At 63.1% G+C, this 26,923-nt stretch carries 25 protein-coding genes and 1 riboswitch; of the genes, 9 read left to right on the top strand and 16 right to left on the bottom strand.

The features are described from left to right. Positions 1–24: 24 nt before the first annotated feature. Entirely contained in the window at positions 25–1,809 is a 1,785-nt protein-coding gene (gene recJ / locus NKI63_RS10015) for a single-stranded-DNA-specific exonuclease RecJ (RefSeq protein ID WP_352689961.1), read from the top strand. 21 nt (positions 1,810–1,830) lie between these two features. Here the strand turns inward: recJ and NKI63_RS10010 are convergent, their stop codons facing one another. The 3 genes from NKI63_RS10010 to folE form a co-directional block, all read right to left on the bottom strand. Then, positions 1,831–2,802 carry a patatin family protein gene (locus tag NKI63_RS10010; protein ID WP_352689962.1) on the bottom strand — a complete coding sequence of 324 codons (972 nt, stop codon included), beginning with the start codon at positions 2,800–2,802 and terminating at the stop codon, positions 1,831–1,833. 84 nt (positions 2,803–2,886) lie between these two features. Beyond that, complete coding sequence (gene hisI, locus NKI63_RS10005) at positions 2,887–3,357, bottom strand: phosphoribosyl-AMP cyclohydrolase (RefSeq protein WP_352479758.1); 471 nt, start codon at positions 3,355–3,357, stop codon at positions 2,887–2,889. 10 nt (positions 3,358–3,367) lie between these two features. Next, positions 3,368–4,030 (bottom strand): GTP cyclohydrolase I FolE, encoded by a 663-nt coding sequence (gene folE, locus NKI63_RS10000; protein ID WP_254818364.1) that lies wholly within the window; start codon positions 4,028–4,030, stop codon positions 3,368–3,370. A gap of 240 nt (positions 4,031–4,270) precedes the next feature. On the opposite strand from folE, the gene NKI63_RS09995 reads away from it, so the two are divergent. Next, the gene (locus NKI63_RS09995; protein ID WP_023678879.1) at positions 4,271–4,717 is read left to right on the top strand and encodes an iron-sulfur cluster assembly scaffold protein; all 447 of its coding nucleotides are present in this window, start codon (positions 4,271–4,273) and stop codon (positions 4,715–4,717) included. Here the strand turns inward: NKI63_RS09995 and NKI63_RS09990 are convergent. Next, positions 4,714–5,628 carry a LysR substrate-binding domain-containing protein gene (locus tag NKI63_RS09990; protein WP_352689963.1) on the bottom strand — a complete coding sequence of 305 codons (915 nt, stop codon included), beginning with the start codon at positions 5,626–5,628 and terminating at the stop codon, positions 4,714–4,716. The two genes, NKI63_RS09995 and NKI63_RS09990, sit on opposite strands and share 4 nt — an antisense overlap. 336 nt (positions 5,629–5,964) lie before the next feature. Here NKI63_RS09990 and yidD point away from each other — a divergent pair, with 336 nt between their 5' ends. The 3 genes from yidD to thrS all read left to right on the top strand — a co-directional run bounded on the left by yidD (position 5,965) and on the right by thrS (position 9,441). Continuing rightward, positions 5,965–6,339: a membrane protein insertion efficiency factor YidD gene (gene yidD / locus NKI63_RS09985; RefSeq protein WP_352689975.1), complete on the top strand. Its 375-nt coding sequence runs from the start codon at positions 5,965–5,967 to the stop codon at positions 6,337–6,339. 145 nt (positions 6,340–6,484) lie between these two features. Beyond that, complete coding sequence (blaOXA, locus tag NKI63_RS09980; RefSeq protein ID WP_352689964.1) at positions 6,485–7,300, top strand: class D beta-lactamase; 816 nt, start codon at positions 6,485–6,487, stop codon at positions 7,298–7,300. A gap of 167 nt (positions 7,301–7,467) precedes the next feature. Beyond that, complete coding sequence (thrS, locus tag NKI63_RS09975) at positions 7,468–9,441, top strand: threonine--tRNA ligase (protein ID WP_352689965.1); 1,974 nt, start codon at positions 7,468–7,470, stop codon at positions 9,439–9,441. 128 nt (positions 9,442–9,569) lie between these two features. Here the strand turns inward: thrS and NKI63_RS09970 are convergent, their stop codons facing one another. Continuing rightward, positions 9,570–10,535 (bottom strand): RgsD C-terminal domain-containing protein, encoded by a 966-nt coding sequence (locus tag NKI63_RS09970; protein WP_352508766.1) that lies wholly within the window; start codon positions 10,533–10,535, stop codon positions 9,570–9,572. Between the two features lie 156 nt (positions 10,536–10,691). On the opposite strand from NKI63_RS09970, the gene NKI63_RS09965 reads away from it, so the two are divergent. Next, positions 10,692–11,276 (top strand): nitroreductase family protein, encoded by a 585-nt coding sequence (locus NKI63_RS09965; RefSeq protein ID WP_352508748.1) that lies wholly within the window; start codon positions 10,692–10,694, stop codon positions 11,274–11,276. Between the two features lie 18 nt (positions 11,277–11,294). On the opposite strand, the gene NKI63_RS09960 is transcribed toward NKI63_RS09965, so the two are convergent. Further along, positions 11,295–12,176 carry an HpcH/HpaI aldolase/citrate lyase family protein gene (locus NKI63_RS09960; protein WP_352777448.1) on the bottom strand — a complete coding sequence of 294 codons (882 nt, stop codon included), beginning with the start codon at positions 12,174–12,176 and terminating at the stop codon, positions 11,295–11,297. A gap of 2 nt (positions 12,177–12,178) precedes the next feature. Beyond that, entirely contained in the window at positions 12,179–12,631 is a 453-nt protein-coding gene (locus tag NKI63_RS09955) for a MaoC family dehydratase (RefSeq protein ID WP_352821291.1), read from the bottom strand. 152 nt (positions 12,632–12,783) lie between these two features. Between NKI63_RS09955 and NKI63_RS09950 the strand changes: the two genes are divergently transcribed. Further along, positions 12,784–13,905 (top strand): DUF2336 domain-containing protein, encoded by a 1,122-nt coding sequence (locus NKI63_RS09950; protein WP_352704454.1) that lies wholly within the window; start codon positions 12,784–12,786, stop codon positions 13,903–13,905. Between the two features lie 168 nt (positions 13,906–14,073). On the opposite strand, the gene parE is transcribed toward NKI63_RS09950, so the two are convergent. Further along, positions 14,074–16,125: a DNA topoisomerase IV subunit B gene (parE, locus tag NKI63_RS09945; RefSeq protein WP_352704452.1), complete on the bottom strand. Its 2,052-nt coding sequence runs from the start codon at positions 16,123–16,125 to the stop codon at positions 14,074–14,076. A gap of 272 nt (positions 16,126–16,397) precedes the next feature. Between parE and NKI63_RS09940 the strand changes: the two genes are divergently transcribed. Continuing rightward, positions 16,398–17,567 (top strand): GGDEF domain-containing protein, encoded by a 1,170-nt coding sequence (locus tag NKI63_RS09940; protein WP_352704451.1) that lies wholly within the window; start codon positions 16,398–16,400, stop codon positions 17,565–17,567. Positions 17,568–17,639: 72 nt separating this feature from the next. On the opposite strand, the gene gcvP is transcribed toward NKI63_RS09940, so the two are convergent. The 4 genes from gcvP to NKI63_RS09920 all read right to left on the bottom strand — a co-directional run bounded on the left by gcvP (position 17,640) and on the right by NKI63_RS09920 (position 23,139). Beyond that, the gene (gene gcvP / locus NKI63_RS09935) at positions 17,640–20,450 is read right to left on the bottom strand and encodes an aminomethyl-transferring glycine dehydrogenase (protein ID WP_352777446.1); all 2,811 of its coding nucleotides are present in this window, start codon (positions 20,448–20,450) and stop codon (positions 17,640–17,642) included. 16 nt (positions 20,451–20,466) lie between these two features. Then, positions 20,467–20,835: a glycine cleavage system protein GcvH gene (gene gcvH / locus NKI63_RS09930; protein WP_352508741.1), complete on the bottom strand. Its 369-nt coding sequence runs from the start codon at positions 20,833–20,835 to the stop codon at positions 20,467–20,469. Positions 20,836–20,840: 5 nt separating this feature from the next. Beyond that, complete coding sequence (gene gcvT / locus NKI63_RS09925; protein WP_352689967.1) at positions 20,841–21,959, bottom strand: glycine cleavage system aminomethyltransferase GcvT; 1,119 nt, start codon at positions 21,957–21,959, stop codon at positions 20,841–20,843. Between the two features lie 148 nt (positions 21,960–22,107). Beyond that, positions 22,108–22,194, bottom strand: a riboswitch (glycine riboswitch). A gap of 117 nt (positions 22,195–22,311) precedes the next feature. Beyond that, complete coding sequence (locus NKI63_RS09920; protein ID WP_352704447.1) at positions 22,312–23,139, bottom strand: transporter substrate-binding domain-containing protein; 828 nt, start codon at positions 23,137–23,139, stop codon at positions 22,312–22,314. 86 nt (positions 23,140–23,225) lie between these two features. Between NKI63_RS09920 and NKI63_RS09915 the strand changes: the two genes are divergently transcribed. Further along, the gene (locus NKI63_RS09915; RefSeq protein WP_352704445.1) at positions 23,226–23,837 is read left to right on the top strand and encodes a DUF3011 domain-containing protein; all 612 of its coding nucleotides are present in this window, start codon (positions 23,226–23,228) and stop codon (positions 23,835–23,837) included. A gap of 28 nt (positions 23,838–23,865) precedes the next feature. Here the strand turns inward: NKI63_RS09915 and NKI63_RS09910 are convergent, their stop codons facing one another. The 4 genes from NKI63_RS09910 to NKI63_RS09895 all read right to left on the bottom strand — a co-directional run bounded on the left by NKI63_RS09910 (position 23,866) and on the right by NKI63_RS09895 (position 26,806). Next, a complete protein-coding gene (locus tag NKI63_RS09910; protein ID WP_352704443.1) occupies positions 23,866–24,675 on the bottom strand; it encodes a molybdopterin-binding protein in 810 nt (269 codons plus the stop codon). Position 24,676: 1 nt separating this feature from the next. Then, positions 24,677–25,555, bottom strand: a complete 879-nt coding sequence (locus NKI63_RS09905) for a cytochrome b/b6 domain-containing protein (RefSeq protein ID WP_352751282.1) — start codon at positions 25,553–25,555, stop codon at positions 24,677–24,679. Positions 25,556–25,655: 100 nt separating this feature from the next. Beyond that, a complete protein-coding gene (locus NKI63_RS09900) occupies positions 25,656–26,333 on the bottom strand; it encodes a DUF1345 domain-containing protein (protein WP_352821282.1) in 678 nt (225 codons plus the stop codon). A gap of 5 nt (positions 26,334–26,338) precedes the next feature. Next, a complete protein-coding gene (locus NKI63_RS09895) occupies positions 26,339–26,806 on the bottom strand; it encodes a YaiI/YqxD family protein (protein ID WP_254818384.1) in 468 nt (155 codons plus the stop codon). Positions 26,807–26,923 lie beyond the last annotated feature (117 nt).

The following is a 26,923-nucleotide window of genomic DNA, read 5'->3' as shown; positions in this document are numbered from 1 at the left end:
GACAAATTGCAGACGGCGCATCACGTGACGGGGGAAAGACGCTTTTTCCTCGATGTCAGGCAATCGGCCACCGGCGTTTCCTGGGAACACCGGCTGACCGAGCGCCAGGACATGGCCGCGCTCGCCATCGCGCAAGGTTATGGCGTGCCCGACATCGTGGCGCGCGTGCTGGCCGGGCGCGGCGTCACCGCCGAGCAGACCGAGCGGTTTCTCGATCCGACCATCCGCAACCTGCTGCCCGACCCGGCATCGCTGACCGACATGGACAAGGCCGCCTCTCGTATCGCCCAGGCGGTGACGGCCAGGGAAAAGGTAGCGATCTTTGGCGATTACGATGTCGACGGCGCCGCCTCGTCGGCGCTGCTCAAGCGCTTTCTCGCGCATTTCTCGGTGCCGTCGGAGATCTACATACCGGACCGCATCTTCGAGGGTTACGGCCCCAATCCGGAAGCGATGCGCGAACTCGTCTCGCGCGGCGCGACGCTGATCGTCACCGTCGATTGCGGCACCAATAGTGCTGCTTCCATCGATGCGGCGAAGGCCGCCGGCGCCGACGTCGTGGTGCTCGATCACCATCAGGTCGGCGGGCCGTTGCCGGCGGCGGCTGCGGTCGTTAACCCAAATCGCGAGGACGACCTTTCCGGCCAAGGTCATCTTTGTGCCGCCGGCGTCGTCTTCCTTTGCCTGGTGCAGACCGCGAAGATCCTGCGCGGCCGCTTGCCGGATGCCGCACCGCCGGACCTGCTTGCCCTGCTCGACCTGGTGGCGCTGGGCACAGTCTGCGACGTGGTGCCGCTCACCGGCGTCAACCGCGCCTTCGTGATCAAGGGGCTGCAGGTGGCGCGGCAGCAGAGAAACGAAGGGCTGGCGGCGTTGGCGCGGGTCTCGCGTATAGGCGAGCCGATCAGCACGTTCCATCTGGCCTTTCTGATCGGTCCGCGCATCAACGCCGGCGGGCGCATCGGCGACGCAGCACTTGGCAGCCGCCTGCTTGCAACCGACGACCCGGTCGAAGCCCGCACCATCGCCGAGACGCTGGATCGGCTCAACCAGGAGCGGCAGTCGATGGAGCAGGAGATGCTGGCCGCGGCGCGCTCAGAGACCGACGCCGAGCTTGCCGGCGGCAATGGTCCGGCGATCGTGGTCACAGCCAGCAGCAACTGGCACCCGGGCATTGTCGGCCTGCTTGCCTCGCGGCTCAAGGACCATGCGCGCCGGCCCGCATTTGCCATTGCCTTCAACGCCAACGGTGTCGGTACGGGTTCAGGCCGTTCAGTGTCTGGCTTCGACCTCGGCCGGCTGGTGCGCGAGGCTGCCGATGCCGGACTTATCGTCAAGGGCGGCGGCCACGGAATGGCGGCCGGCATCACTGTCGAGCGGGCGAAGCTCGGCGAACTCAGGGCTTTCTTCGAAGAGCGCGCGGCGGTGGACGTGTTCCGCCTGCAAGGGCAGGAGAGCCTGGCGATCGACGGTGCGCTTGCCGCCGAGGGCGCGACGCTCGCGCTGCTCGATGCACTTGAGAGGGCAGGGCCGTTCGGCGCAGGGCATGTCGCGCCGGTGTTCGCGCTGCCGCGCCACCGGCTTGTCGATGCGCGGGCGGTCGGCACCAACCACATCCGCGCCGACCTGCAGTCGGAAAGCGGCGGCCGCATCCAGGCGATCGCCTTTCGCGCCGTCGATACCGCGCTCGGCGAATTCCTGTTCAAGAACAGGGGTAAGCCGGTGCATGTAGCCGGCTCGCTGTCGGGCAACCACTGGAACGGCAACCGCACGGTGCAATTTCGTATCGTCGACGCGGCGCTTGCCTGAGAAGCTCGCCGTCCGCTCTGCCTAAGCGAGGACGGTCTGCAGCCGGGTCAGGTCGCCGATCTGCGCCATCGTTGCCTGGTAGCCGATACGGATTGCTTCGTCGGCGCGGTGGAATTCGGTCAGGCCGATATGGCTGAGCTTCGGCTGCAGCGATATGTCCGGCGGGTCGCCGGCCAGCCTGGCGCGCGAAATGCGATCCTGAATGATGTTGAAGGCCTCGACCATGACGCCGGTAATGCCGAGCCGCGTCTCGCGCGACTGGCGTTCGGGATCGGCGTGGCCGGCCCGCGGCGCGTCTTTCTCGATGACCAACTCGCCGGCATTGTGCTTGATCACCGCGGCGCGGCCGAACAGATCGTAGTGAAGGTTCACCGCGACCACGAGCGGCTGCTCGTAGGCACGGCAAACCGAGACCGGCACCGGATTGACCAGGGCGCCGTCAACCAGCACACGCCCATTGCAGGCGACCGGCTCGAACACGCCGGGCAGCGCGTAGGAGGCGCGCATTGCGGTGCTCAACGAGCCGCTCGACAGCCAGATCTCATGGCCGGTGCGGATTTCCGAAGCGACGCAGACGAATGGTTTTGGCAGGTCCTCGAAGCGGATGCCGGCTATGTGCTCGCGTAGCCGCGCATCGAGCTTCATGCCACCGAACAGGCCGCTGCCGCGTAGATTGAGGTCGAGAAGGCCAAAAATGCGCCGCCTGGTCAGGCTGCGCGCGAATTCTTCCAGCTCGTCGAGCTTGCCGGCAACATAGCAGCCGCCGACCAGCGCGCCGATCGAGGTGCCGGCGATCATCGACACTTCGATGCCGGCTTCGTCAAGCGCGCGCAGCACGCCGATATGCGCCCAGCCGCGCGCACAGCCGCCACCCAATGCCAGCGAAATCCCTGTTTTGCCCGGAGATATGGTTTCGGATGCGCCCGCGGCCGAGGAGAGGCCATTCGCCTCCCGAACGTCAGGTCTGTTGCGCAATGACGCCCAGTCGAGCATCACAATCTCCCTTGTCCCACGGTCATCCTACAGGCGGGCCGTATCGAAATCATGAATACACGTGGCTGAAGTGCTGCGAATGGTTCATATTGATGGTGTATTGGGCTTTCGATAGGTTTTTTCCGCATCGAACAGCGGCTTGCTGCCGTCGCTGGCAAGCGTCCCTTTGCCATCGCTCAGCCCCACCGTCCGATAAAAGCATGAACGTCGGCCGGTGTGACAAGTTGCTTCATGACCCAGCACTTTGACGCGCAACCATATCGCGTCCTGGTCACAATCCGTGAGCATCTCGACGACCTGCTGGACATTGCCCGAGGTTTCGCCCTTCTTCCACAGCGCGTTGCGCGAACGCGACCAGTAGTGCGCGATGCCGGTCTCGAGCGTTAGCGCCAGCGCCTCGGCATTCATATGCGCGACCATCAGCAGCATGCCGTCTTCGGCATCGGTGACGACGGCGGTGACGAGGCCGCCGGCATCGAAGCGCGGCGAAAGGACCGTGCCTTCCTCAAGCGCCTTCTTGTCTGAGGGAGCTTTCGGGAATTCCAATGCCGACATTCGCCGGTCCTTATTTAACGAAGGTGGGGCGGGTCTGATCAGTTCCGCCGCCGCGCACCATGGTGACGAAGCGGACCTGCTCTTCGGGTGTATCCTTGAAGGCGCCGGTGAAGGTCGAGGTCAGCGTGGTGGAGCCCTGCTTGCGGATGCCCCGCATGGCCATGCACATATGCTCGGCTTCAAGCATGACCGCCACGCCGCGCGGATTGAGGACGTCCTGGATGACGCCGGCAATCTGCGCCGTCATCGCTTCCTGGGTCTGCAGGCGATGGGCGAAGATGTCGACGACGCGGGCGATCTTGGACAGGCCGACAACCTTGCCGTCAGGCAGATAGCCGACATGCGCCTTGCCGATGATCGGCACCATGTGATGCTCGCAATGCGAGTGGAAGGATATGTCCTTGACGAGGACGAGGTCGTCATAGCCGGCGACTTCCTCGAAGGTGCGGCCAAGTTCCTCGGCTGGGCACATATCATAACCGTTGAACATTTCGCGGAATGCCTTGGTGACGCGCTTCGGCGTGTCGATCAGGCCCTCGCGGTCAGGGTTGTCGCCGGTCCAGCGCAGCAAGATGCGCACAGCGGCTTCGACTTCGGCCTCGCTCGGCCGGTCGGTGACCGGCTTTTCCATATAGGCGGACCGCGGCATGAGTTTCTTGATAACGGCGTCCATAAAGGCGTCTCCCGTAGTTCCTCTCTCAGGAGGAACGAGTTGAACGGACCACGACCTTTCGGGTGTCAGAAACTCGCCCGGTTTCCAGCCCGTAAGTGGCGTGAACAGAATTGGGCACGACGAGGTTTGTGGTCGCCTTGTCGATACCCGACTACCGCCATTATATATGTTCGTGCCGAGCGAAAGGAAGACGCCAGAGCGGCAATGACTGTTCGCTGGGCGGCGACGGATTGGAAAAATATGATCGACGATGTCTACAATGCGAAAATTCTGGGTTTTGCCGGAAACATCGCACGGATCGGCCGGCTCGACCGGCCCGACGCAACCGCACGAGCACATTCCAAGCTGTGCGGCTCGACGGTGACCGTCGATCTGAAGATGGATGATGGGGTCGTCAGCGATTTCGCGCATGACGTGAAGGCCTGTGCGCTTGGCCAGGCGTCCTCTTCGATCATGGCGCAGCATGTCGTCGGCGCCAGCGCCGAAGAATTGCGCAGCGTGCGCGAGACGATGCTGAAGATGCTGAAGGAAAATGGTCCGCCGCCCGAAGGCCGCTTCGCCGACCTGAAATATCTGGAACCGGTGCGCGACTATAAGGCGCGCCACGCCTCGACCATGCTGACCTTCGACGCAGTGGTCGACGCCATCGGTCAGATTGAGAAGAAGCGGGCCGAGGAGGCGGCCTAGATCTCGGCAAGGAAACGCCGGCTTTCGGCGAATTCCGCCCGGACCCAGTCGGCAAAAGCCCTGGCCGGCTCTGAAAGGTCATTCAGCCTTCTGGCCACCAGCCAATAGGCGCCGGACGCGACGTCGATGTCGAAAGGCTTGATCAGCGCGCCGGACGCAAGTTCTTCGCCGATCTGCAGAAGATCGCCCAGCGCGACACCATGTCCAAGCAAAGCTGCCTGCTTCGAAAGCGAAGCATCCGCCAGCATCGGGCCGCGCGCAGGCACGGCCTCAGCCGTCACGCCAGCCGCTTCGAACCAGCGCGCCCAAGCCTGACGGTTTTCTTCGTGCAGCAATGCGTAGCGACCAAGGTCGATCGGTTTTTCCAGAGCTGGCCCGGATGCAAGAAGCGCCGGCGACAGGACTGGTGAATCGACGACCGCGGCAAGCTGTTCGGCTTCGCTGCGTGGCCATGAGGTGGCGTGCGCACTGAAGCGCAGGGCAAGTTCGGGCTGATCGCTGCGAAACTCTATCAACCTCGGGTCGACCTCAAGGGAAACGTCGATATCGGGTCGCAACTCGCGAAAGCGGTTGAGCCGCGGGACCAGCCATACGGATGCAAGCGATGGCTCGACGCTGACACGGACCACGGACTGCGTCTGGGCCGCCGTCAACTCCGAAAGCAGCCTGTCGATGCCCTCGAAACTTCTGACCAACTGGTCGAGCAGCCGCCGGCCGGTGTCGGTCAACTCGACGCGGCGATGATGGCGGAAGAACAGAGGTTGGCGCAGGAAGGCTTCGAGCTCGCGGATCTGGCGGCTGATCGCTGCCTGCGAGACGTAAAGCTCCGCGGCCGCACGGCTGAAGCTCAGGTGACGACCGGCTGCTTCGAAGCTTCTGAGAGCCGTCAGGGGGAGGTGTCCGCGCTTCATTCGCATAACTCAGAGTTATCTGACGTGGACGTTATACTCGTTTGAAGGGCAAGGCCAGCGGCGCTCTAATCGGCGCTCAAGGAGTGCTGCCATGATCCAGTTTCTCAACGTTCTGGGCGATGTCGTACGGATCGCGACGTTTCAATGGCATGACGAGAAACCCATAGGGATTGGTGCGAGGAGAGGCCGCCGACCAGCGTCGCCGTATGCCGGAAGCCGACGCCCGACCGCTACCCGACTCGCCGTGCCAGGCCATGACGGGATTGCCGAAACGCCATTGCGTTTCTGGCCCGATGCGCACATTATCGTGTTGAAAAACGTGATGTGGAGACTGCGGTGGTTGGCCAATATCGGCATGCGCGCGGTGCCAGGCCGATTCGACAAGGACGCAACTGGCCCGGCCCGTGGCGCAAGACGCCGGGCCGCCTCTTCGGTACCGCGCTTGTCCGACTCTACCAGCTGACGCTGTCTGGCTTTGTCGGCAATTCCTGCCGGCATTTGCCGACCTGTTCCGAATACGCGCACGAAGCGATCGCCCGCCACGGGCTGTGGGCCGGTGGCTGGATGGGGTTTTTCCGGGTGCTGCGCTGCGGACCGTTCGGAACGCACGGCATCGACCGCGTACCGGAGATCCTGGCTGATCGTTACCGTTGGTTCACGCCATGGCGGTACTGGCGGATCGGGAAAAAACGTGGCGACCTGGACAGTTGACCGCAACTGTTCGGTGCACAACCGGACCGCTTTTACGATCTGGTAGGGTTAACCGCAGCTTGCGCGGACATAGCGCATTTAAGACAAAATCGAGACAAGACGTCTGGCTAAGCCGCTCCTGACACCCTTCAGGAGAGATTGCCAAATGCGCCGGATAGATCGTCTTCCCTTCGTTTTCGCCGTGGTTCTCTATGTCCTGGCGTGGCTGTTGGGTTTTCCGATCCGTGCGCAATCGGCGCCGCTCGGGGACGTCGAATGCACGCTGATCGTCGACGCCGCAGGCGGCGAGACGCTGTATCGCGAAGGGACCTGCGATCAGCGCGTCAGCCCCGCCTCCACGTTCAAGGTTCCGCTGGCGCTGATCGGCTACGATGCTGGAATCCTGAGCGACGAGCACACGCCAAGCTGGGAGTACAAGGCAGAGTTCAATGCGCCGAAACGGGACCGCAAGACCGTCGACCCGACGATCTGGGAAAGGGATTCGGTCATATGGTTCTCACGCGAGATTACGCGCCGGCTCGGCAGCAAACAATTTGCCGGCTATGTGTCGAAATTCGAGTATGGCAACACGGACGTTTCCGGAACTCCCGGCAAGAATGATGGACTCACCCATTCCTGGGTGAATTCTTCGCTCGAGATATCGCCCGTCGAGCAGGTCGATTTCCTGCGCAGGCTGCTGGCGCGAAAACTGCCGGTTTCGAACAAGGCCCACGCCATGACCGGTGCGATCATACCGACGTTTCGAGCGGGCGATTGGACGGTGCAGGGCAAGACTGGAACGACCAGGCTCGGCGACAGCGCCGACAAGCGCTCGCTTGGCTGGTTTGTCGGCTGGGCGCAGACCGATGCTCGCAAGATCGTCTTTGCCCGCCTGGTAATCGATACGGAACGTTCCGACACGCCCAAGGGACCCAAGACGCGGGCGATGTTCCTGAACGAGCTGCCGAATCTCGTCAGGTGACCTATATCCGGCTTTACGGCGCCGAAAACTGTCCATAAAAGACCGCTCGCCGCCGGACGCATCCGGCTCTTACTGATGCATGTCGTAGCCCCAAAACCGCTAGGCAGTTTTGGGCGACATGCATTTCACCACCCGCGCTCGTTTGCGGGACTGGATAGGAGAATCTTATGCTGAATTCCGTTTCCCTGACATTTCCCGATGGCTCCGTCCGCGACTACGACGCGGCGATGACCGGCGCCGACCTGGCGGAATCGATCTCGAAGTCGCTGGCCAAGAAGGCCGTTGCCTATTCGATCGACGGCACGCTGCGCGATCTTTCCGACCCGATCGGCAAGCCGGGCAAGGTCGAGATCATCACTCGCGAGGACCCGCGCGCGCTGGAGCTCATCCGTCACGATGCAGCCCATGTGCTGGCCGAGGCCGTGCAGGAACTTTGGCCGGGTACGCAGGTGACTATCGGGCCGGTGATCGAAAACGGATTCTACTACGATTTTGCTCGCAACGAGCCGTTCACGCCCGACGATTTCCCGGTGATCGAGAAGAAAATGCGCGAGATCATTGCGCGCAACAAGCCGTTCACCAAAGAGGTATGGTCGCGTGAAAAGGCGAAAAGGATCTTTGCCGACAAGGGCGAGCGCTACAAACTGGAGCTGATCGACGCCATTCCCGAGGATCAGGATCTCAAGATCTATGCGCAGGGCGACTGGTTAGACCTTTGCCGCGGCCCGCATATGGCCTCGACCGGCCAGATCGGCAGCGCCTTCAAGCTGATGAAGGTCGCCGGCGCCTATTGGCGCGGCGATTCGAACAACCCGATGCTGACGCGCATCTACGGCACGGCCTGGGCCGACCAGGCGCAGCTCGAAGCCTACCAGACGATGCTGGAGGAGGCCGAGAAGCGCGACCACAGGAAGCTCGGCCGTGAGATGGACCTGTTCCATTTCCAGGAGGAGGGGCCGGGCGTCGTGTTCTGGCACGCCAAAGGCTGGAGGATGTTCCAGAACCTGGCCAATTACATGCGTCGCCGCCTCGACGAGCAGGGCTATCAGGAAGTCAACGCGCCGCAGGTGCTCGACAAGAGCCTGTGGGAGACGTCCGGGCACTGGGGCTGGTACCGGGACAACATGTTCAAGGTGACGGTTGCTGGCGACGACACCGACGACGACCGGGTGTTTGCGCTGAAGCCGATGAACTGCCCCGGCCACGTCCAAATCTTCAAGCACGGGCTGAAGTCCTACCGCGATCTGCCGGTAAAACTTGCGGAATTCGGCAATGTGCATCGCTATGAGCCGTCCGGCGCGCTGCACGGGTTGATGCGCGTGCGCGGCTTTACCCAGGACGATGCCCACATCTTCTGCACCGAGGAACAGCTCGCCGACGAGTGCATCAAGATCAACGATCTGATCCTCTCGACCTATGCGGATTTCGGCTTCGACGAAATCACCGTCAAGCTGGCGACCCGCCCCGAAAAACGGGTCGGCACCGACGCGATGTGGGATCATGCTGAGGGCGTGCTGCAGGACGTGCTCGACAAGATCGCGGCGCGGTCGGGCAACCGGATCAAGACGGGCGTCAATCCGGGTGAGGGCACGTTCTACGGGCCGAAGTTCGAATATGTGCTGAAGGACGCCATCGGCCGCGAATGGCAGTGCGGCACCACACAGGTCGACTTCAACCTGCCGGAGCGTTTTGGCGCCTTCTACATCGGCTCCGATTCGGAAAAGAAGCAGCCGGTGATGGTGCATCGTGCCATCTGCGGTTCCATGGAGCGGTTTCTAGGCATCCTGATCGAGAATTATTCGGGCCATTTCCCGCTCTGGTTCGCACCGCTGCAGGTGGTGGTGGCGACGATCACTTCCGATGCCGACGATTACGCCCAAAAGGTCGTTGCGCAGCTGAAGGCGGCCGGGCTGATTGCCGAAGCCGACCTGCGCAACGAGAAGATCAACTACAAGGTCCGGGAGCATTCGCTGGCCAAGGTCCCGGTCATCCTCGTCTGTGGCAAGCGCGAGGCCGAGGAAGAAACGGTCAATATCCGCCGTCTCGGTTCGCGCGACCAGGAATCGCTTGGTCTCGCAGCTGCCGTGAAGCTGCTTGCCGACGAGGCGGTGACACCCGACCGCAAGCGCCGCGCGGCCTGAACCAGCCGACCTGCAATGAATGCCGGTGGAGCGATCCACCGCCATTTTCATATGCCTGTCACGCCGCGCGCCTATCCGGCTATCCGGTTGGCGCGACGCATGCGCAAGGCAGCTTAGAGAGGCAGGGCTTAGTCGGCGCCTTCCTCGGAATCGATGGCCGAAGCCTCTGTGGCCAGAACCTCGATGTCCTGGTTGTGCCCAGCCACCACCGTAAAATCCTTCTGGTAGATGCGGTCGCGGTTCTTGGCGATGATGGTGTAGTCGCCCTCGGCCAGCACCATCGAGGCAAAGGCACCGACGGTTTCCTTGATCGGATCGCCGGATTCGTTCAGCAGCGACCAGGAGGTGTCGGCGATCGCCTCGCCGCCCGGTTCGCGCACCAGCTTCATGGTCATCTCGGCCGCACGGTGCTCGACGGTCGCTTCAGTCAGCTTGCCGGCCTCGACGCGGATGTCGGAGCGGATGACCGCGTTCACAGCGCCATAGGTCGAAACAACGTGGTAGGTGCCGGCATTGAGCCGCACGACGCTGTTCGGCTCGACATCGGGTATGATCAGGGCGCGATCGCCGTCGGCCGCGGCGTGGCTCTCATAGATCGAGAAGCGCAGCTTCTTCGGCGGTATGCGCACCCCACCGGACAGCACGGCATCGAGCTTGAGGCCGCCGGCATCGAGCACGAGGCTCTCGCGCTTGGCTTCCTTGCCGACGGTGATGCGCTTGGTGGCGCCGGCCCGCCCGTAGGAGGCGTGGACCAGATAGGAACCCGGCTCGAGCTGGAATACGGCGGTACCGCCATGAGCGGAGGCGACCATCGGCAACTTGCCGTCGCTGGCCGATTCGGGCTTGAAGACGCGCCAGACGATGCCGCGCGTGATGTCGGCGCCCTTGTCTGTCAATTGCGCCGACAGCGTGATTGCCCCGCTGCTCCCCAACACCAGCGATGTCTCGCTTTTCGGAGGCGCATAGCCCGAAATTCCGGGAAGTTCCAGTTCGCCGAGGCCGTCCACATCCTGGGCGACGGCGAGCGAAACCGGCACCATCAACAGTGCGGCAGCGAGCCATATCAGGAAAAGACGCAATGTCCCCTCAAACATGCCTTGCGTTGAAGCCCAAGGCGGTGGCAATTTCAAGGCTTAAGAGTCCGGTCGGCTTCTGCTACAGGGCTCTTTGTCCGGCGCGCTGCGCCAATGCCCAAGCCGCCCGATGTCCCGATGGTGCGCTTCAGCTCAAATTCCAGGAGACTTGCGCCCATGGCGTCGCCGATCATCGATTTTCTGCTGACCCGAAATTCCGCGCCGATCCCAGATTTGAAAGAGCCGGCACCGGGCGATACGGAGATCGCGACGATGATCGCCGCCGCCTCGCGGGTGCCGGACCACGGCCGGCTGGAGCCCTGGCGTTTCATCCTCTATCGCGGCGAGTCTCGCATCGAGATCGGCAAGAAGCTGGCGGCACTTGCCGAGCAGCGTGAAGGACCGCTGCCGGAAGGCCGCCGCAACCAGGAATTGGCGCGCTTTTCGCGGGCGCCGCTGGTTATCGGCGTGATCTCGATCCCCAGGGAAAATCCAAAGATCCCGCAATGGGAGATGTTCCTGTCCGGCGGCATGGCGGCGATGAACCTGATGCTTGCCGCCAATGCGCTGGGCTACGGCACCAACATGATCAGTAACTGGTATTCCGACGTGCCCGAGGGCAGGGCGATCCTTGGCCTGGCGCCGCATGAACGGGTCGTCGGTTTTGTCCATATCGGCTCCTACCAGGGGCCGGCACCGGAGCGGCCACGGCCCGATCCCGCAAAGCTCTCTGCCGATTATTCAGGGCCGTGGCTGGGATAATTTCGGCGCGGAACAGACCTAAGCGCCAAGCCCAGCTACCCTGGCCCGCGCCAGGAGCCGCTCGGCCAGTTTTAGATGCGGCCGGTCGTACATCTTGCCGTCGATTCCGACGACGCCGGGGTTTCCCGCCGCCTTAAATGCCTCGACGATCGCCAGGGCGCTTTTCACCGCTTGCGCCGAAGGCGTGAAGGCGGCGTTGATGACCGGCACCTGCGCCGGATGGATCGCCATCTTGCCGGTGAAACCGTCGCGCTCGGCCTCGGCGCATTCGGCCTCGAAGCCCGCCATGTCGCGAAAGTCCGGAAAGACGGTGTCGATTGCCGCGACTTCCGCGGCACTTGCGGCAAGCATGGTCATGGTGCGGGCGAGGCGGAACACATCCGTGTAGCGGCCATTCGCGTCGCGTGTCGCGCGCGCGCCGATCGCCGCCGACAAATCTTCGGCCCCCCAGGTGACGCCGACAAGCCGCGCGCTTGCACGGGCGTAGGTCGCTGCGGCCAAGACGCCTGCGGCCGTTTCTGTGATGATCGGCAGGATCTTTATAGCTCCATCCGGCCGGCCGCTTTCAGCTTCGTGCACCCTGAGCTTGGCCGAGAGATGCTGGACATCCAGTCCGCTGTTCGACTTAGGCAGCATGATGCCGTCTGGTTTTGCCGGCACGAGCGCTGCCAGATCGTCGTCGGTCAGTCCGGTCGAAAGATCGTTGACGCGCACATAGATCGCGGAGCTGGTTTGGTGCCTGTGCCCGGCGATGAAACGCGCCGCTGTGTCGCGAGCCAGCCCCTTGTTCTGCGGGGCAATCGAATCCTCGAGGTCGACGATGACCACGTCGGCGCCCACGCCAAAGCCCTTCTCCAGCTTCTTTTCTGAATCGCCGGGAACGAAGAGCAGTGAACGCATCTTCACACCGCCTTTTTCATCATCATCGCCTGCCTCGTGCATTTGGCAACCAGCACGTCGTTCTGGTTATAGGCGCGATGCTCGAACTCGACGATACCGCGGTCCGGTTTGGACCTGGAATCGCGCACCGAAACCACCGTGGTCTCGACGCGAATGGTGTCGCCGTGGAAGACGGGGTGCGGAAACACCGTCTCCTTCATGCCGAGATTGGCGATGGTGGTGCCGACGGTGATGTCGTTGACCGAGATGCCGATCATCAGGCCCAGCGTGAACAGCGAATTGACCAGCGGCTTGCCCCATTCGCTCTTGGCGGCGAAATCGAAATCGATGTGCAGCGGCTGCGGGTTCAGCGTCATCACCGAAAACAGCATATTGTCGCTTTCGATCACGGTCTTGCGCAGCGCGTGCTTGAACACATGGCCGACAGCGAACTCCTCAAGATAAAGCCCGGCCATGGTCGATCTCCTCTGCTGCTTAAGGGGTGATAGGCGTTGCATACCGGGCTCGCAAGCCAGTTAACGAACATGGTGAACCGTTCGTAAACCATTTGTGCCTACGGTCGCGACAGGGGCCAGAAGCGTTCTGGCAAAGGGCGTAAGCAGGCGACATGGTCGTTTCGCATTTCCTGAAATGGATCCACACGGCGAAGGTGTCGGAGCGCGTTGCAGCGGCAAGCGCACTTGCTCGCGCATATGTCGATTCGGACCTGCCTTTCGAGGACCGCTGCGCTGCGGAGGCGGCACTGACATTGCTGCTCGATGACGCATCGTCGAAGGTGCGACTGGCGATCGCCGACGCGCTTTCCATGAGCCATCATGCGCCGCCGCAGATCGTCAGCGCGCTGGCCTCGGACCAGCCGGAAGTCGCAGCCCTGGTGCTGGCGCGGTCGCCACTGCTTACTGATGCCGACCTGATTGATCGGGTTGCCGGCGGCCAGAAAGCGACGCAGAAGGTGATCGCCGACCGGCCGCGGGTGTCGATGTCGGTTGCGGCGGCGATCGCCGAGATCGGCGAGCCGGAGGCCTGCACCACGCTGCTCGCCAACAGCGGCGCCGACATCGCATCGATCAGCTTTCGGCGCATGGCCGAGCGGCACGGCCATCTGCCTCTGGTACGCGAGGCGCTGATTGCCGATGCGCGCCTGCCCGCCGATTGTCGGCATTTGCTGCTGGTCAAAGTGGGCGAGACGCTCAAGGGCTCGCCGCTGGTGCTGGCGCTGATGGGCGCCGCAAGAGCCGAGCGGGTCACTCGCGATGCCTGCGTCAAAGCTTCCGTGACATTGATCGAAGGCACGCGTGCCGAGGAACATACAGCGCTTGTCGAACATCTGCGTCTGCGCGGTGACCTGACCGCAAGCTTCGTCATCCGCACCATCGCGCACGGCAAGGTCGACTTCTTTGGTTCGGCCCTGGTCGCGCTCAGCCAGCAATCCGAACAACGGGTGAGAGCACTGCTGGCCGGCGGCCATGACGTGGCGCTGCAGGCACTGTTCCGCAGCGCCGGGCTTGCCGCCGCCACCCACGCAATCATCCTGCGCGCGCTGAAGGTCTGGCGCGAGGTCGCCAATGGCAAACGCCTCGCCGGCGTGCAGGAAGTCAGCTGGCTGATGCTGAAGGAATTGGGCGGGCAGTCCGCCGAGGGCGATCTTGCCGGGCTGGTCAAGTCGATCCATCTCGACGCGTTGCGCGAGAACGCGCGCGAGCACGCGCTGGCGATCGCGGCTGCCTAAAGCAATTCCAGGAAAACTGTGAAACGGTTTTCCGTCCGGAATTGCTTTAAAACAAAGGAAAGAGCGGTTCGGCGTTTCCGTGAACGCTGAACCGTTCCAGGCCTCGTCCTTCGCGAAAATATCCGGATCGCAACAACCGCCGTCTGTGGCTCACCTGGCAGAAGACGCTCAGATATCCAGCACTTCCGTCTCGGCGAATTCCGCGCGTTCCTGGATGAAGCGGAAACGGGCCTCGGGCTTGGTGCCCATCAGTGCGTCGACAGCATCCTTGGTGGCCGCCTCGGCCTCGATCACATCGACCCTGAGCAGCGTGCGCTTTCTCGGGTCCATGGTGGTTTCCTTGAGCTGGGCGGCCATCATTTCGCCCAGCCCCTTGAAGCGGCCGATCTCGACCTTGCCGCGCCCGGTGAATTCGGTGCGCAGGAGTTCGTCCTTGTGCGCGTCGTTGCGGGCGTAGCCGACCTTGCCGCCTTGGCGGATCGAATAAAGCGGCGGGACCGCCAGGTAGAGATGGCCGCCGCGGACCAGGTTTGGCATCTCCTGGTAGAAAAAGGTGATCAGCAGCGAGGCGATATGGGCGCCGTCGACATCGGCATCGGTCATGATGATGACCCGGTCGTAACGCAGGTCCTCGTCGCGGTATTTCGAGCGCGTGCCGCAGCCCAAGGCCTGGATCAGGTCGGATATCTGCTGGTTGCCGGCAAGCTTGTCGCTGCCGGCACTGGCGACGTTGAGGATCTTGCCGCGCAGCGGCAGCACCGCCTGGCTGGCGCGGTCGCGCGCCTGCTTTGCCGAACCGCCGGCCGAATCGCCCTCGACGATAAAGAGCTCGGCGCCGGCGGCGGCATTCTGCGTGCAGTCGGCGAGCTTGCCGGGCAGGCGCAGCTTGCGCACCGCACTCTTGCGCGACACTTCCTTTTCCTGGCGGCGGCGCACCCGTTCGTCGGCGCGCGCGATCACCCATTCGAGCAGTTTCGAGGCCTCCTGCGGATTGTCCGCCAGCCAGTGGTCGAACGGGTCGCGGATGGCGGTTTCGACGATGCGGATCGCCTCGATCGTCGCCAGCCTGTCCTTGGTCTGGCCGACGAATTCCGGTTCGCGGATGAACACCGACAGCATGCCCGCCGCCGAGATCATCACATCCTCGGAAGTGACGATCGAGGCGCGCTTGTTGCCGACCAGATCGGCGTAGGCGCGCAAGCCGCGCGTCAGCACGTTGCGGAAGCCGGCCTCATGCGTGCCGCCTTCGGCGGTCGGAATGGTGTTGCAATAGGAATTGATAAAACCGTCGCCGCCGAACCAGGTCACGGCCCATTCGAGCGAGCCGTGACCGCCCTGCTTCTCGCTCTTGCCGGCGAACATTTCACGGGTCACCTGGAATTCGTCGCCGAGCGAGGCTTTCAGATAGTCCTTGAGGCCGCCCGGAAAATGGAATTCTGCCTTGGCCGGCGTCGTGTCCTTTTCCTTGATCAGCGAGGGATCGCAGGTCCAGCGGATTTCGACGCCGCCGAACAGATAGGCCTTTGACCGCGCCATGCGGTAGAGCCGCGCCGGCTCGAAAGCAGCACCCTTGCCGAAAATCTGCTCGTCTGGATGGAAGCGGATCTTCGTGCCGCGCCGGTTATGCACGTCGCCGAGCTGCTCAAGGCCGGTCACCGGAACGCCTCGTGAGAAGCGCTGGCGATAGAGCTTGCGCCCAATCGCGACCTCGACCTCGAGATGGTCGGACAGCGCGTTGACGACGGAAACGCCGACACCGTGCAGGCCGCCGGACGTCTCGTAAACCTTACTGTCGAACTTGCCGCCTGAATGCAGCGTCGTCATGATGAGTTCGAGCGCCGGCTTCTTGAATTTCGGGTGCGGATCGACCGGAATGCCGCGGCCGTTGTCGGTGACTGACAGGTATCCGTCGGCGGAAAGCTCGACATCGATGAAGGTCGCATGGCCGGCGACCGCCTCGTCCATCGAGTTGTCGATGACCTCGGCGAACAGATGGTGCATCGCCTTGTCGTCGGTGCCGCCAATGTACATGCCCGGGCGGCGGCGCACCGGCTCCAGCCCCTCCAGCACCTCGATGTCGGCGGCACTGTAACTCTCGCTGGCGTCGCGGGGCGCCGGCCGCTTCGCCGCCTGCACCAGCGGATCGGCCGGGCGCGTGGCGGCGCGAGCCGGCTGCGGCTGCTTGTCCAATTTGGCGAAAAGATCGTTGTTGTCGTCCATGCCGGTCCTGGATTCCGATGCTGCGAATCACCACCCGATACTGCCACGCTTTTCGCGGGCAGGCGACGGAGGTTCCTGTTACGTTCGAGGATAGAGCCTCTTACTGCAAAACCATTCGACAGCCAAGCGGCGGAAATGGGGTCGAAGTTGGAGCATCGACGTTTTGTAAACCCAGTCCGAAGGTTACGCCGGAAGATTGGCTAAAAAGCGGTATTTGCGGACTATCGCTGACCTAGAATGCAGCGGAACCCTCAAGAGGCTGTCGCTTAAGCATGTTGGATTACAGTTCGCTCCTGCTCGCGGCGGCGCTGTCGGGCACGTGCCTCAGCATCACCATGTTCGCCATCTGGTTCAGCGCGCCACAGGCACGCTTTGTGCTGACGGTGGCGTGTGGCATTCTCGTGCTCGTCGCACATGTGGTGTTGTTCTGGCATTACACCAGGGATCCAAGCCTCTGGCTTTGCCAGATCGTGCTTGCGCCTCTCAGCCTCGGTTTCCTGATTATCTGCCTGTCGGCCATGCAATATCTCGGCGTAGGCGATTACAGGCGCGCCATCTTGCCGACCTTGGTTGCGATGGCTGTTTGCGCGGGCGCGACGTATCTCGGGTTTGATGGTGTCGGCTTTATTGTCACCTACGCGACGGTAACGGCGCTGCTCTCGCTCATCGGGGCGATGTTCTGGATTGAGGGTGGTCACGATCGCCGGATATTGCTGGTCGTCTCGTTCCTGAGCGGCGTCTGTGCGCTGTCGTTTGGACTTTGCGGCGCGGTCCTGCTGGTCAAGGGGCAATGGGTGCTGGGTGTTGCGCCCGACAATTGGGCCGAGCGGGTGAATTCCGTCGTAGCCGTCGCCTGCATGACCGGGCTCGGCGCATTGACGCTCTCCCTGCACCATTTGCAGGCGCAGATCGAATTGAAGGCCGAGACGATGACCGATCCATTGACCGGGCTGATGAACCGGCGGGCGTTGACGGCACTCTACGGCGAACGGGTCTTCGGCCCGTTCATGTCCGTCGCCATGTTCGACCTCGACCATTTCAAGAGGACGAACGACGTTTTCGGTCATCCGGTCGGCGACCAGGTTCTGCGCCGCTTTGCCGCCGTCATCAGGAAATACGCCAGGACCGGCGTCGACGCGTTCCGGTTGGGCGGCGAGGAGTTCGTGCTCGTCATGTCGCGGATGCCGGAAGAGAAGGCCTATGACATTGCGAGCAAGATCAGCGTCGCCTTCGGCACGGAAGTCGTGGCCACACAACTTGGTCCGTTGCGAAGCACAGTCAGCGGCGGCATCGGCTTTGGCGGAACAAACGGCACCGGTCTCGACGATGTGCTGGCCGAAGCCGACGCAGCACTCTATGCGGCCAAGCGCGCCGGGCGAAATCGCGTCGTCGTTCGGGACCGGGCGAGCAAGGCCGACGGGCCGGCCTTGCGTTCTGCCTGATTGGGGTTTCTATCTTCTTGTTAGACCCATGATCTTGTCGGAAAACCGGATTCCACTTTTCGGAATCATGATCTATTCCGCCGCACCCAGATATTCCGACAGCGGCGGGCAGGAGCAGACCAGGTTGCGGTCGCCGGCGACATTGTCGATGCGTGACACCGGCGGCCAGTACTTTGCTGCCGTATCGGCATCGCCGGCGGGGTAGGCCGCCTCCAGACGCGAATAGGGATGGGTCCATTGGCCGGCCAGTGCCTCGGCGGCGGTGTGCGGAGCGTTGACCAGAGGATTGTCGGCCAACGGCCATTCGCCCTTCGCCACCTTGGCTGCCTCGCCGGCTATGGCGATCATGGCCTCGCAGAAACGATCCAACTCGCGCTTGGGCTCGGATTCGGTCGGCTCCACCATCAGCGTGCCAGCGACCGGGAACGACATGGTCGGCGCGTGGAAGCCATAGTCGATCAGCCGCTTGGCGATATCGTCGACGCTGATGCCGGCGCTGTCCTTGAGCACGCGGGTGTCGAGGATGCATTCATGCGCGACGCGTCCGTTGCGCCCCTTGTAAAGCAGGGGGAAATGCTCGCCAAGCCGCGTCGCCACATAGTTGGCGGAGATGATCGCCGTCTCGGTTGCCTGCTTCAGGCCGGAAGCGCCCATCATGCGAATATACATCCAGGTGATCGGCAGGATCGAGGCGTTGCCGAACGGTGCTGCCGCCACGGCATGGACCGAGCCTTCGGTGACGTGGCCGGGCAGATGCGGCTTCAGATGTGCTTTGACGCCGATCGGGCCGACGCCGGGGCCGCCGCCGCCATGCGGGATGCAGAAGGTCTTGTGCAGGTTCATGTGGCAGACATCGGCGCCGATATCGCCGGGACGGGCGAGGCCGACCAGTGCGTTGAGGTTGGCGCCGTCGAAATAGACCTGGCCGCCATGGCTGTGGACGAGGGCGCAGAGGTCGCGCGCCCCTTCCTCGAAGACGCCATGCGTCGAAGGATAGGTGAACATCAGCGCCGCGAGATTATGCGCATGCTCGGCCGCCTTGGCCTGCAGGTCGTCCATGTCGATATTGCCGTCCTCGGTGCAGCGCACGACGACGACGCTCATGCCGGCCATGGCCGCACTTGCCGGATTGGTGCCATGCGCCGAGGAGGGGATCAGGCAGACGGTGCGATGGCCTTCGCCGCGTGACAGATGATAGCGGCGAATGGCGAGCAGCCCGGCATATTCGCCCTGGCTGCCAGCATTGGGCTGCAGGGTCACCGCGTCGAAGCCGGTGATCTCCGCCAGCCAGCCTTCCAGCTCGTCGATCATGGCGCGATAGCCTATCGAATGGTTTGCCGGGGCGAAGGGATGCAGGTTGGCGACATCAGGCCAGCTCACCGGCATCATTTCGGCGGCGGCGTTGAGCTTCATGGTGCAGGAGCCGAGCGGGATCATGGCGCGGTCAAGCGCCAGGTCCTTGTCGGCCAGCCGGCGCAGGAAGCGCATCATGTCGGTTTCCGAGTGGTTTTCGCGGAAGACGGGCTGGGTGAGGAACTCCTTGCCGCGCGGTTTTCCGGGCGTGGAACTGCCGGCGGCAACGCCGGCCTTAGCGCCGAAAAGTGCTGCGATCGCCTCCAGATCGGCTTCGGTGGAGGTCTCGTCGAAGCTGATGCCGACATGGTCGGCGTCGATGACGCGCAGCAGGCGGCCCGTCTTTTCTGCGGCGGCGGCAATCGCGCCGGCTCTGCCCTTCACTTCCGCAGTCACCGTGTCGAAGCGGCTTTCGCCGATCACCGAAACGCCCGCTGCCTTGAGGCCGACGGCCAGGCAGTTGGCCAGCGTGTGGACGCGGCCGGCAATCGCCTGCAGCCCGGCAGGGCCATGCCAGATCGCGTAGGCCGTCGCCATATTGGCGAGCAACGCCTGTGCGGTGCAGATGTTGGAGGTCGCCTTGTCGCGGCGGATATGCTGTTCGCGTGTCTGCAAAGCCAGGCGATAACCGGGACGGCCCTTGCTATCCGTCGACTGGCCAACAAGCCGGCCGGGCATCAGCCGCGTCAGCCTGTCGGAGACGGCGCAATAGGCGGCGTGCGGCCCGCCAAAGCCCATCGGCACGCCAAAACGCTGCATCGGGCCGACGGCGATGTCGGCGCCAAGCCTGGCCGGCGCATCGGTCAGCGTCAAGCCAAGCGGGTCGGCGATGAAGACGACCAGCGCGCCGGCGGCACGGGCCTTGTCGATCGCTGCCTTGTGATTGCCGTAGACGCCGAATGTATCGGGCCAGGAGACCAGCAGGGCGGCGGTGTTGTCGTCGATCACCTCGCCGTCCACCTCGATGCCGAGGGGCTCGGCGCGGGTGCGCACGACGTCCAGCGTCTGCGGGTGCGGCGTGCCGGCCAGTGCCACCTTGGTGCGCTTGTCGCGATGATGGCGCAGCGCAATGCCGACCGCTTCGGCCACCGCCGTCGCCTCGTCGAGCAGCGAGGCCGATGCCACCGGCAGGCCGGTCAATTCTGTCACCAGCGTCTGGAAGTTGAACAGCATTTCCAGCCGGCCCTGGCTGATCTCGGCCTGGTAAGGCGTGTAGGCGGTATACCAGGCCGGGTTCTCGAACAGGTTGCGCTGGATCACCGGCGGCACATGGACGCCATGATAGCCGGCACCGATAAAGCTCTTCAGCACCGTGTTCTTTGCCATCGTCGCCGCGAGCTCGGCCAGCGCTTCCGCTTCGCTTGCGGGGGCGGGCAGGGCCAGCGGCCGGTCGAGCCGGATCGACTTCGGCACTGCCTGACTGATCAGGGTCTCGACCGAAGGGACGCCGATCGTCGCCAGCATGGCTCTGACGTCATGGAGGCCCGGGCCGATATGGCGAGCCGAGAAGGGGTAGGGTGCTGCGGTCATCTTCCTGGTCCTGCTATCAACCAATATGGGCTTTGTAAGCGGCTTCATCGAGGAGCCCATCGAGCTGGCTCTCATTGGCCAGCTTCATCTTCCACAGCCAGCCGTCGCCGGTTGCCGCCGAATTGACGAGCGAAGGATCGGCCGACAGCGCGGTATTGGCCTCGGTGATCTCGCCGTCGACCGGCGCGTAGACATCCGATGCGGCCTTGACCGATTCGACCACCACGGCGGTGTCGCCCTTGGCTAGCTTTCTGCCCAATTCCGGCAGCTCGACAAAGACGAGGTCGCCGAGCTGCTGCTGTGCGTAGTCGGTGATGCCGACCGTGGCGACGCCGCCCTCGACGCGAAGCCATTCGTGATCTTCGGTGAAATAGGTCTTTGCCATTGAAATCATCCTTTGCGGTAGCGATGGGGCGTGAAGGGCAAGGGGTGGATGTCGACCGGGATTTTCGTCCCGCGGACATCGGCGAACAGTTTTGCGCCGGATTTGGCAAGCGGCGTCTGGACGTAGCCCATGGCGACCGGATGACCGGCCGAGGGGCCGAAGCCGCCAGAGGTGACATGGCCGGCAGGGTTGCCGTCGGCATCGAAAAGGGCAGCACCGGCGCGCACCGGCTGGCGGCCTTCCGGCTTCAGGCCGACGCGTTTTTGCGCTGGACCACGCTCCAGGATGGCACGCAGCGCATCGGCGCCGATGAAGGCGCCCGAGGCGCGAACCTCCTTGGGGATGGCCCACATCAGCCCGGCGCTGGCCGGATCGATCTCCGGCGTGATGTCCAGCCCGTGCAGGCACAGTCCGGCTTCAAGCCGCAGGCTGTCGCGGGCGGCAAGGCCGACCCACATCACCCGCTCGTCCTCGAGCAGCCTGGCGACGAGGTTTCTTGCATCCGCTTCCGGCAGGCCGATCTCGAAGCCGTCTTCGCCGGTATAGCCGGACCGGCTCATGAACCATTTTTCGCGCGGCTCGATACCGTGCATGAACACCAGCGAACCCGTCTCGATGCCGGCGCGGGAAAGGGCAGCCCATGCTTCGGGGCCTTGGATGGCAAGGAAGACGCGGTCGAGTGCGTCCACCTTCACGTCGAAATCGCCCTCTGCTTCGAAATTTTTGGCCAATGCGCGCAGATGCTTTTCGTCGGCGGCGGCATTGCCGGCATTGGCGACCATCATGAAGCGCTCGGCGCCAAGCCTGGTGACGATCAGATCGTCCAGAATGCCGGCGGCCTCGTTGAGGAAGAACGTATATTTGGACAGGGAAACCTCAAGCGCGCCGGCATCGAACGGGCAGGCGCGGTTCAGAAGCGCTGCTGCCCCCGAACCGCTGATTTCGAACAGCTTCATGTGCGAGATGTCGAACAGGCCGGCATGCTCGCGGCTGTGCAGATGCTCTTTCATCACACCGGCCGGATAGGTCAGCGGCATCGACCAGCCGGCGAAGGCGCCAAAGCGCGCACCGCCTGCCACATGCAGATCTTCGAGGGGGAGGTGTTTGGTGTCGTCGCCCGTCATGTCATCTCCAGAGTCGCACGCAAGCGGCCGCGAATGGCGACCAGTCCGTGCCCCTCTGTCTGAAGCCTGAGAGACTCGCGCCCCGTAACTCTGTCGGCAGCGCTTACACCTTCGGCGCGGGGGCAAGCCCCGACTTTCCAGAGTGTCTTTCCCGTCTACGGTTCTTTTGCCTGAGAGATTTCGGGCGATTTCCCCTTCGGCGGCAGCTCTCGCTGCTCTCTCCCGCAAACAGGTAGGACTCGGTCAGGAGCCCTCGACTCGTCATCCATAGCCCGTGGACGACACCTTGTCACCTGCCAGCGACATTTTTACTGGCAAGTCTTCGCTGCCTCGTCGCGAACAGGTCGCGACCCTATTGTTTTGGGGGCTCGGGCTTGGCTGTCTCGAAGCGCGACATCCATTTGAAGCTGCCGAACCAGTAGCGGCGAACGCCGCCTATGGTGCCGTCGGCGGTGCGCGCGCCGATCCAGTTGTTGACGTATTGGATGAGGCGGACATCGTCCGGCCGCATGGCAAACGCTTCCGGCGTCCGCAACAGCGGGCCGCCCACCAGCTTGAGCCTGGCGTCATAAAGCCTGGCGGCCATTTGCGGCGTCGGCGATGTCGCCACCATCGCCTGTGCTTGCCCGCTGATGACGGCGGCGACAACATCGGCCGCATTGTCGAATGAAACGATGGCCGCTTTCGGGAATGCTTCCCTCGCGGCGGCTTCGTCCGTCGAGTTGGAGAGTACGGCGATCTTGTAGCCCGGCGCGGCCAGTGCCTTGCCCGGTCTTTTCCCAAGGCTGGCGATCGTCGCCACCATGCGGATATCGGCGGTACCGGTCTGGTCGGAGAACACCACCTCGCGTGCGCGTTCCGGCGTGCTGGCGTAGCCCGCCGCGATCATGTCGAAATCACCCTTGAGCAATCGCGTCTTGAGGTCGTTCCATGGCACCTCGACCAGCTTCAGGTCGACGCCGAGATCGGACGCCAGCGCACTGGTCAGGTCGACATCATAGCCGGCGAACTTTCCGTCGGCCTTCTTGAGGATCCATGGCGGATTAAGCGCGACGCCGACCGTCAGTGTCTTCTGATCGATGATGCGCTTGAGGCTGTCGTCCGCCCGGGCTGGCAGCAGCGACAAAGCCAACCATGCAGAAAGGGCAAGTATAATAGTGGCGATAATCTTAGCGCGCATTAATATAACCTCACTGAGCCCGTCCGGTTGTCAGACTTACACAGAGGTGCCATTCTGTCGATAGCGGACCCTGATGGAGAGTTGCGATGTCGGCACGGATGGCGGTTACCGGTTCGATGATGTTCCTGGGTTGCATCCTGGGCAACCCGGCGAAACTTTCGTTGATGCCGGCGGCAGCGCAGGCTGCGGGGGCAAAACGCGTGGTCTGCTCCAGCGCCGATTACCGTTATTCCTATTGCGGGGTCGATACGCGACGTGGCGTGCAGTTGACCTCCCGTCTATCGAAGGCGCGTTGCGTATACGGTAGAAGCTGGGGCTATGACGGCGGCGGCATCTGGGTCGACAATGGTTGCTCGGCCGAATTCGCGGTCGCCGGCCCCAACCGCAATCCCTCTGCTGGCGACGTTGCCGCAGCCATTATCGTCGGCGGCGTGGTAGGCGCCATTCTCGACAACAGCAATTCGCATCGCCATCATTCCGATAATTACTATCCGAAGCCGCGCCCGCGCCGTTACGACCAATCAATCGATCCGACGCCCCAATTCGACAATCAGGGCAATCCCAACTTCGATACCCACGGCAACTACCAAGGACCGCACGGGCTGGGGAAGCTCGTCACCCCGGACGATAATCCCGACCTCAATCCGGCCCTGCGCAGCGACGGCGACGACAGCGACGACAGCGACGACGACAGTTAGTTTAGGTGAAACTGAGGTCAAGTTTCAGTCAGATGCCGCCGTACCAATCGTAGCCATTGTCCTCCCAATAGCCGCCTCTGCCGCCGCCGATATTGGCGAAGCCGTCGACCAGCTCGATCTTGTAGAGGTATTTCGGCATCTTGTAGCCGAGCTGGCGCTCGACGCGGACGCGCAGCGGCGCGCCGTTCTCGACCGGCAGCGGCTTGCCGTTGAGGCCATAGGCAAGGATCGTCTGCGGATGACGGGCATCGATCAGGTCGATCGAGCCGTAATATTTGATATCGCCGGCAAGGCTGCGGTCGATCGTATCGAGGCAGTGGAACATGACATAGCGCGCCTGCGGCTTGACCACGGCCTGGTCGAGCACCAGCGACAGCGGCGTGCCGGTCCATTTGGCAATGCAGCTCCAGCCTTCGACGCAGTCGTGGCGGGTGATCTGGGTGCGGCTCGGCATGTTCATCAGCTGCTCGCGGGTCAGCGACAGCGGCTTTTCGACAAGGCCGGAAACCTCCAGCCGCCAGTCGGCGAAATCGCTGGCGAGCAGGCCCTTGTAGAAATCGTCGTCGGGTGTGGTGACGCCGTTCGGCCGCTGCGGCTGGCGAATGTCGGCCTCGGTGAATTCCGGCGCCAGCGCATCAGCGCCGGCAAGCAGTCGCTGCGCCCGCCAGGTCAGGCCATTGGCGCTTTCGAGGAAGCTGCGCAGGCTGTCGCCGACGCCAAGCTGGCTGTCGAAGGCGTCGCAGCCCGACAGCATGATGCCGGAAAGGCCGAGGCTGGCCGAGGTCAGGAACTTTCTTCGGCTTATCTGTAGCTTGGGGCTGATCTCGAATTTCGCCATGTCAGGCACTCCTCTCTGGCGCATTGTCGGCATGCGCCGGCGGGTCGGTTCGATACCAGCCGGTGATGATTGAGCGCAGCTCGTTGATCGGACCGGCGGCCAGGATCATCAGGATGTGGATAATGAAGAAGGCGACGAGCAGCAGCATCACCGTGAAATGAATGGTGCGCGCCGTCTGTCGGCCGCCGAGCAAATCGTTCAGGAACGGCAGGACCGAATCCATGCTCGGCGACATGGCAAGGCCGGTGATGATCATCAGCGGCAGCAGCACGAACAGCACGCCGCCATAAGCCATCTTCTGCAAGGTGTTGTATTCGCGCCTGTGGTGAAACCTGAACCTGGCGTGGTCGACAATGTCTTGCGGCAGCCGCCTGATGTCATCGAGGCGCGGGGCAAGATCGCGGCGCAAATGGCCGTTGATGAGGCTGGCGACCAGCCAGACCAGCAGCGTGGTGGTCAGCACCCAGGCAAAGAAGAAATGAACGACGCGCGCGGTGCCGAGATCGTAGTAGGAAGGAATCGTAGCCCAGGACGGGAAGGCCCGGGAAGTCTCCTGGCCGGCCGGACCCGACCAGCCGAGCACACCAGTGGTATCGAAGCGCTTGCCGAAGATTTCGGTGTAGCCGCGCGGGCCAGCCGCGGTATTCTCGGCGCCAATGGCGAAGATGGTGTTGTTGTAGCCAAAGCCCGACTCCTTGCCGATGTAGAGCTGCGGGCGGGCGTTGAAGATCTGCAGGCCGGAAAGCAGCATGAAGAACAGCGCGATCGCCCATAGCCAATGCGTCAGCCGCGTCCAGCGCGACTGGCGATAGATCAGCGTCACATCGCTCGGCGCGGCGGTATCTGCTCCGGCGGCTTGGTTTCTGGCAAGCGATTCCATCTGTTGTTCCTCCGGCCGCGCGTTCGCCGCGGCCTGTCAGATATCTTCTCCTCCCAATACGTCGCCAGCCTAAGCGATGTTTCACCCGATCACGGATTTATTACGGACTGCCGAGGCTGACGGCTAGGTTGACTGCGGCTGCGACGATGACTGTATTGAAGAAGAACGACAGGATCGAATGCACAAGCACGACACGGCGCATTTGCGAGGTCGTGATGTTGGTGTCGGCGGTTTGCGCCGTCATGCCGATCACTGTCGAAAAATAGAGGAAATCCGAGCCCTCCGGCCGCTTGCCGCCCGGGAAGTCGAGGCCGCCGACTGGAATCCTCTTTTTGGTGTCGCCATCCATCGCATCGCCGTCCAACCAATAGAGATGCGCGTAGTGAAGTGCCGCCATGGCATGGATGGTCAACCAGCCAAGCGGGATAGACAATAGCGCGACCGTAAGCTCGACGGGATCCGCGCTCTTCTCCCTGTTGATCAATTGAAACAACGAAATGATGGCAATAGCGACCACAACCAGAGTGACCGCGAAGATCGCCAGTACCGGCAGGTCCGTCTCGCCTGCATTCTTGCGCAGATAGCTGCCGGTAAGCCGAGGCATGTGGGCGATGACAAGAACGAGATAGGCGGCAAAGAACACGTTGGCGCCGATCGAATAGGCAAGCGGCGCACGCCAGATCAGCGCTGCGCCAAAGGCTGCCACGCCGATGCAGGCCGACACCGCGAACAGCGTGTGGCGTCGCATGGGCATCTTGGTCGTGGTACCGGTCGCCATGGTTTTCAGTCCGCTGGCGCGGATTTCAGCGCTCGCCGTAGGATGCGGTCAAGCTCGCCTAGGAACCGCGAGCGATCCTGCGGCGCGAAGCTCGAATTGTAGCCCTTGCTCTCGCCGGTTTCGCGCAGGTGCTGCTTGAGGTCGCGCATCGCCACCGCCATGCCGATCGTTTCGGGCGTAAACGGGCGTCCGGTCGGACCAAGTACGTGGGCGCCAAGCGCCACCGCGCGCGCGGCAAGCGGGATATCGGCGGTCACCACAATGTCGTTGGACCGGGCATTTTCGACGATCCAGTCGTCGGCGGCATCGGCGCCCTTGGAGACGACGACATTGCGGATCATCGGATCGCGCGACGGACGCAAGCCGCCATTGGAGACGAAGGTGACGACGATGCCGTGCCGCTCGGCGACTTTTTCGACCTCGGCCTTCACCGGGCAAGCGTCGGCGTCGACGAGAATAGCAGGTGCGGGCATCGTTGTTCCAAATGTGAAAGAGCCGGGCGGCGTCGCCCGGCTCGATCGATGATGGTCGAGCGGCTACTAGGCCGGCAACGCGCCGGATCTTTTGGCCGTCCAGGTGGCGATATAGTC

It is taken from the genome of Mesorhizobium sp. M0410, assembly GCF_040321435.1.
Lineage (GTDB): Bacteria > Pseudomonadota > Alphaproteobacteria > Rhizobiales > Rhizobiaceae > Mesorhizobium.
Note: the sequence above shows the minus strand (reverse complement) of the source record. Positions and strands in the feature narration are given on the sequence as shown.

Bases quoted from the DNA above. Each gene is read 5' to 3' on its own strand.
- NKI63_RS10010 (WP_352689962.1), bottom strand. From the start codon at position 2,802: ATGCTCGACTGGGCGTCATTGCGCAACAGACCTGACGTTCGGGAGGCG.
- hisI (WP_352479758.1), bottom strand. From the start codon at position 3,357: ATGTCGGCATTGGAATTCCCGAAAGCTCCCTCAGACAAGAAGGCGCTT.
- folE (WP_254818364.1), bottom strand. From the start codon at position 4,030: ATGGACGCCGTTATCAAGAAACTCATGCCGCGGTCCGCCTATATGGAA.
- NKI63_RS09995 (WP_023678879.1), top strand. From the start codon at position 4,271: ATGATCGACGATGTCTACAATGCGAAAATTCTGGGTTTTGCCGGAAAC.
- NKI63_RS09990 (WP_352689963.1), bottom strand. From the start codon at position 5,628: ATGAAGCGCGGACACCTCCCCCTGACGGCTCTCAGAAGCTTCGAAGCA.
- blaOXA (WP_352689964.1), top strand. From the start codon at position 6,485: ATGCGCCGGATAGATCGTCTTCCCTTCGTTTTCGCCGTGGTTCTCTAT.
- thrS (WP_352689965.1), top strand. From the start codon at position 7,468: ATGCTGAATTCCGTTTCCCTGACATTTCCCGATGGCTCCGTCCGCGAC.
- NKI63_RS09970 (WP_352508766.1), bottom strand. From the start codon at position 10,535: ATGTTTGAGGGGACATTGCGTCTTTTCCTGATATGGCTCGCTGCCGCA.
- NKI63_RS09965 (WP_352508748.1), top strand. From the start codon at position 10,692: ATGGCGTCGCCGATCATCGATTTTCTGCTGACCCGAAATTCCGCGCCG.
- NKI63_RS09960 (WP_352777448.1), bottom strand. From the start codon at position 12,176: ATGCGTTCACTGCTCTTCGTTCCCGGCGATTCAGAAAAGAAGCTGGAG.
- NKI63_RS09955 (WP_352821291.1), bottom strand. From the start codon at position 12,631: ATGGCCGGGCTTTATCTTGAGGAGTTCGCTGTCGGCCATGTGTTCAAG.
- NKI63_RS09950 (WP_352704454.1), top strand. From the start codon at position 12,784: ATGGTCGTTTCGCATTTCCTGAAATGGATCCACACGGCGAAGGTGTCG.
- parE (WP_352704452.1), bottom strand. From the start codon at position 16,125: ATGGACGACAACAACGATCTTTTCGCCAAATTGGACAAGCAGCCGCAG.
- NKI63_RS09940 (WP_352704451.1), top strand. From the start codon at position 16,398: ATGTTGGATTACAGTTCGCTCCTGCTCGCGGCGGCGCTGTCGGGCACG.
- gcvP (WP_352777446.1), bottom strand. From the start codon at position 20,450: ATGACCGCAGCACCCTACCCCTTCTCGGCTCGCCATATCGGCCCGGGC.
- gcvH (WP_352508741.1), bottom strand. From the start codon at position 20,835: ATGGCAAAGACCTATTTCACCGAAGATCACGAATGGCTTCGCGTCGAG.
- gcvT (WP_352689967.1), bottom strand. From the start codon at position 21,959: ATGACGGGCGACGACACCAAACACCTCCCCCTCGAAGATCTGCATGTG.
- NKI63_RS09920 (WP_352704447.1), bottom strand. From the start codon at position 23,139: ATGCGCGCTAAGATTATCGCCACTATTATACTTGCCCTTTCTGCATGG.
- NKI63_RS09915 (WP_352704445.1), top strand. From the start codon at position 23,226: ATGTCGGCACGGATGGCGGTTACCGGTTCGATGATGTTCCTGGGTTGC.
- NKI63_RS09910 (WP_352704443.1), bottom strand. From the start codon at position 24,675: ATGGCGAAATTCGAGATCAGCCCCAAGCTACAGATAAGCCGAAGAAAG.
- NKI63_RS09905 (WP_352751282.1), bottom strand. From the start codon at position 25,555: ATGGAATCGCTTGCCAGAAACCAAGCCGCCGGAGCAGATACCGCCGCG.
- NKI63_RS09900 (WP_352821282.1), bottom strand. From the start codon at position 26,333: ATGGCGACCGGTACCACGACCAAGATGCCCATGCGACGCCACACGCTG.
- NKI63_RS09895 (WP_254818384.1), bottom strand. From the start codon at position 26,806: ATGCCCGCACCTGCTATTCTCGTCGACGCCGACGCTTGCCCGGTGAAG.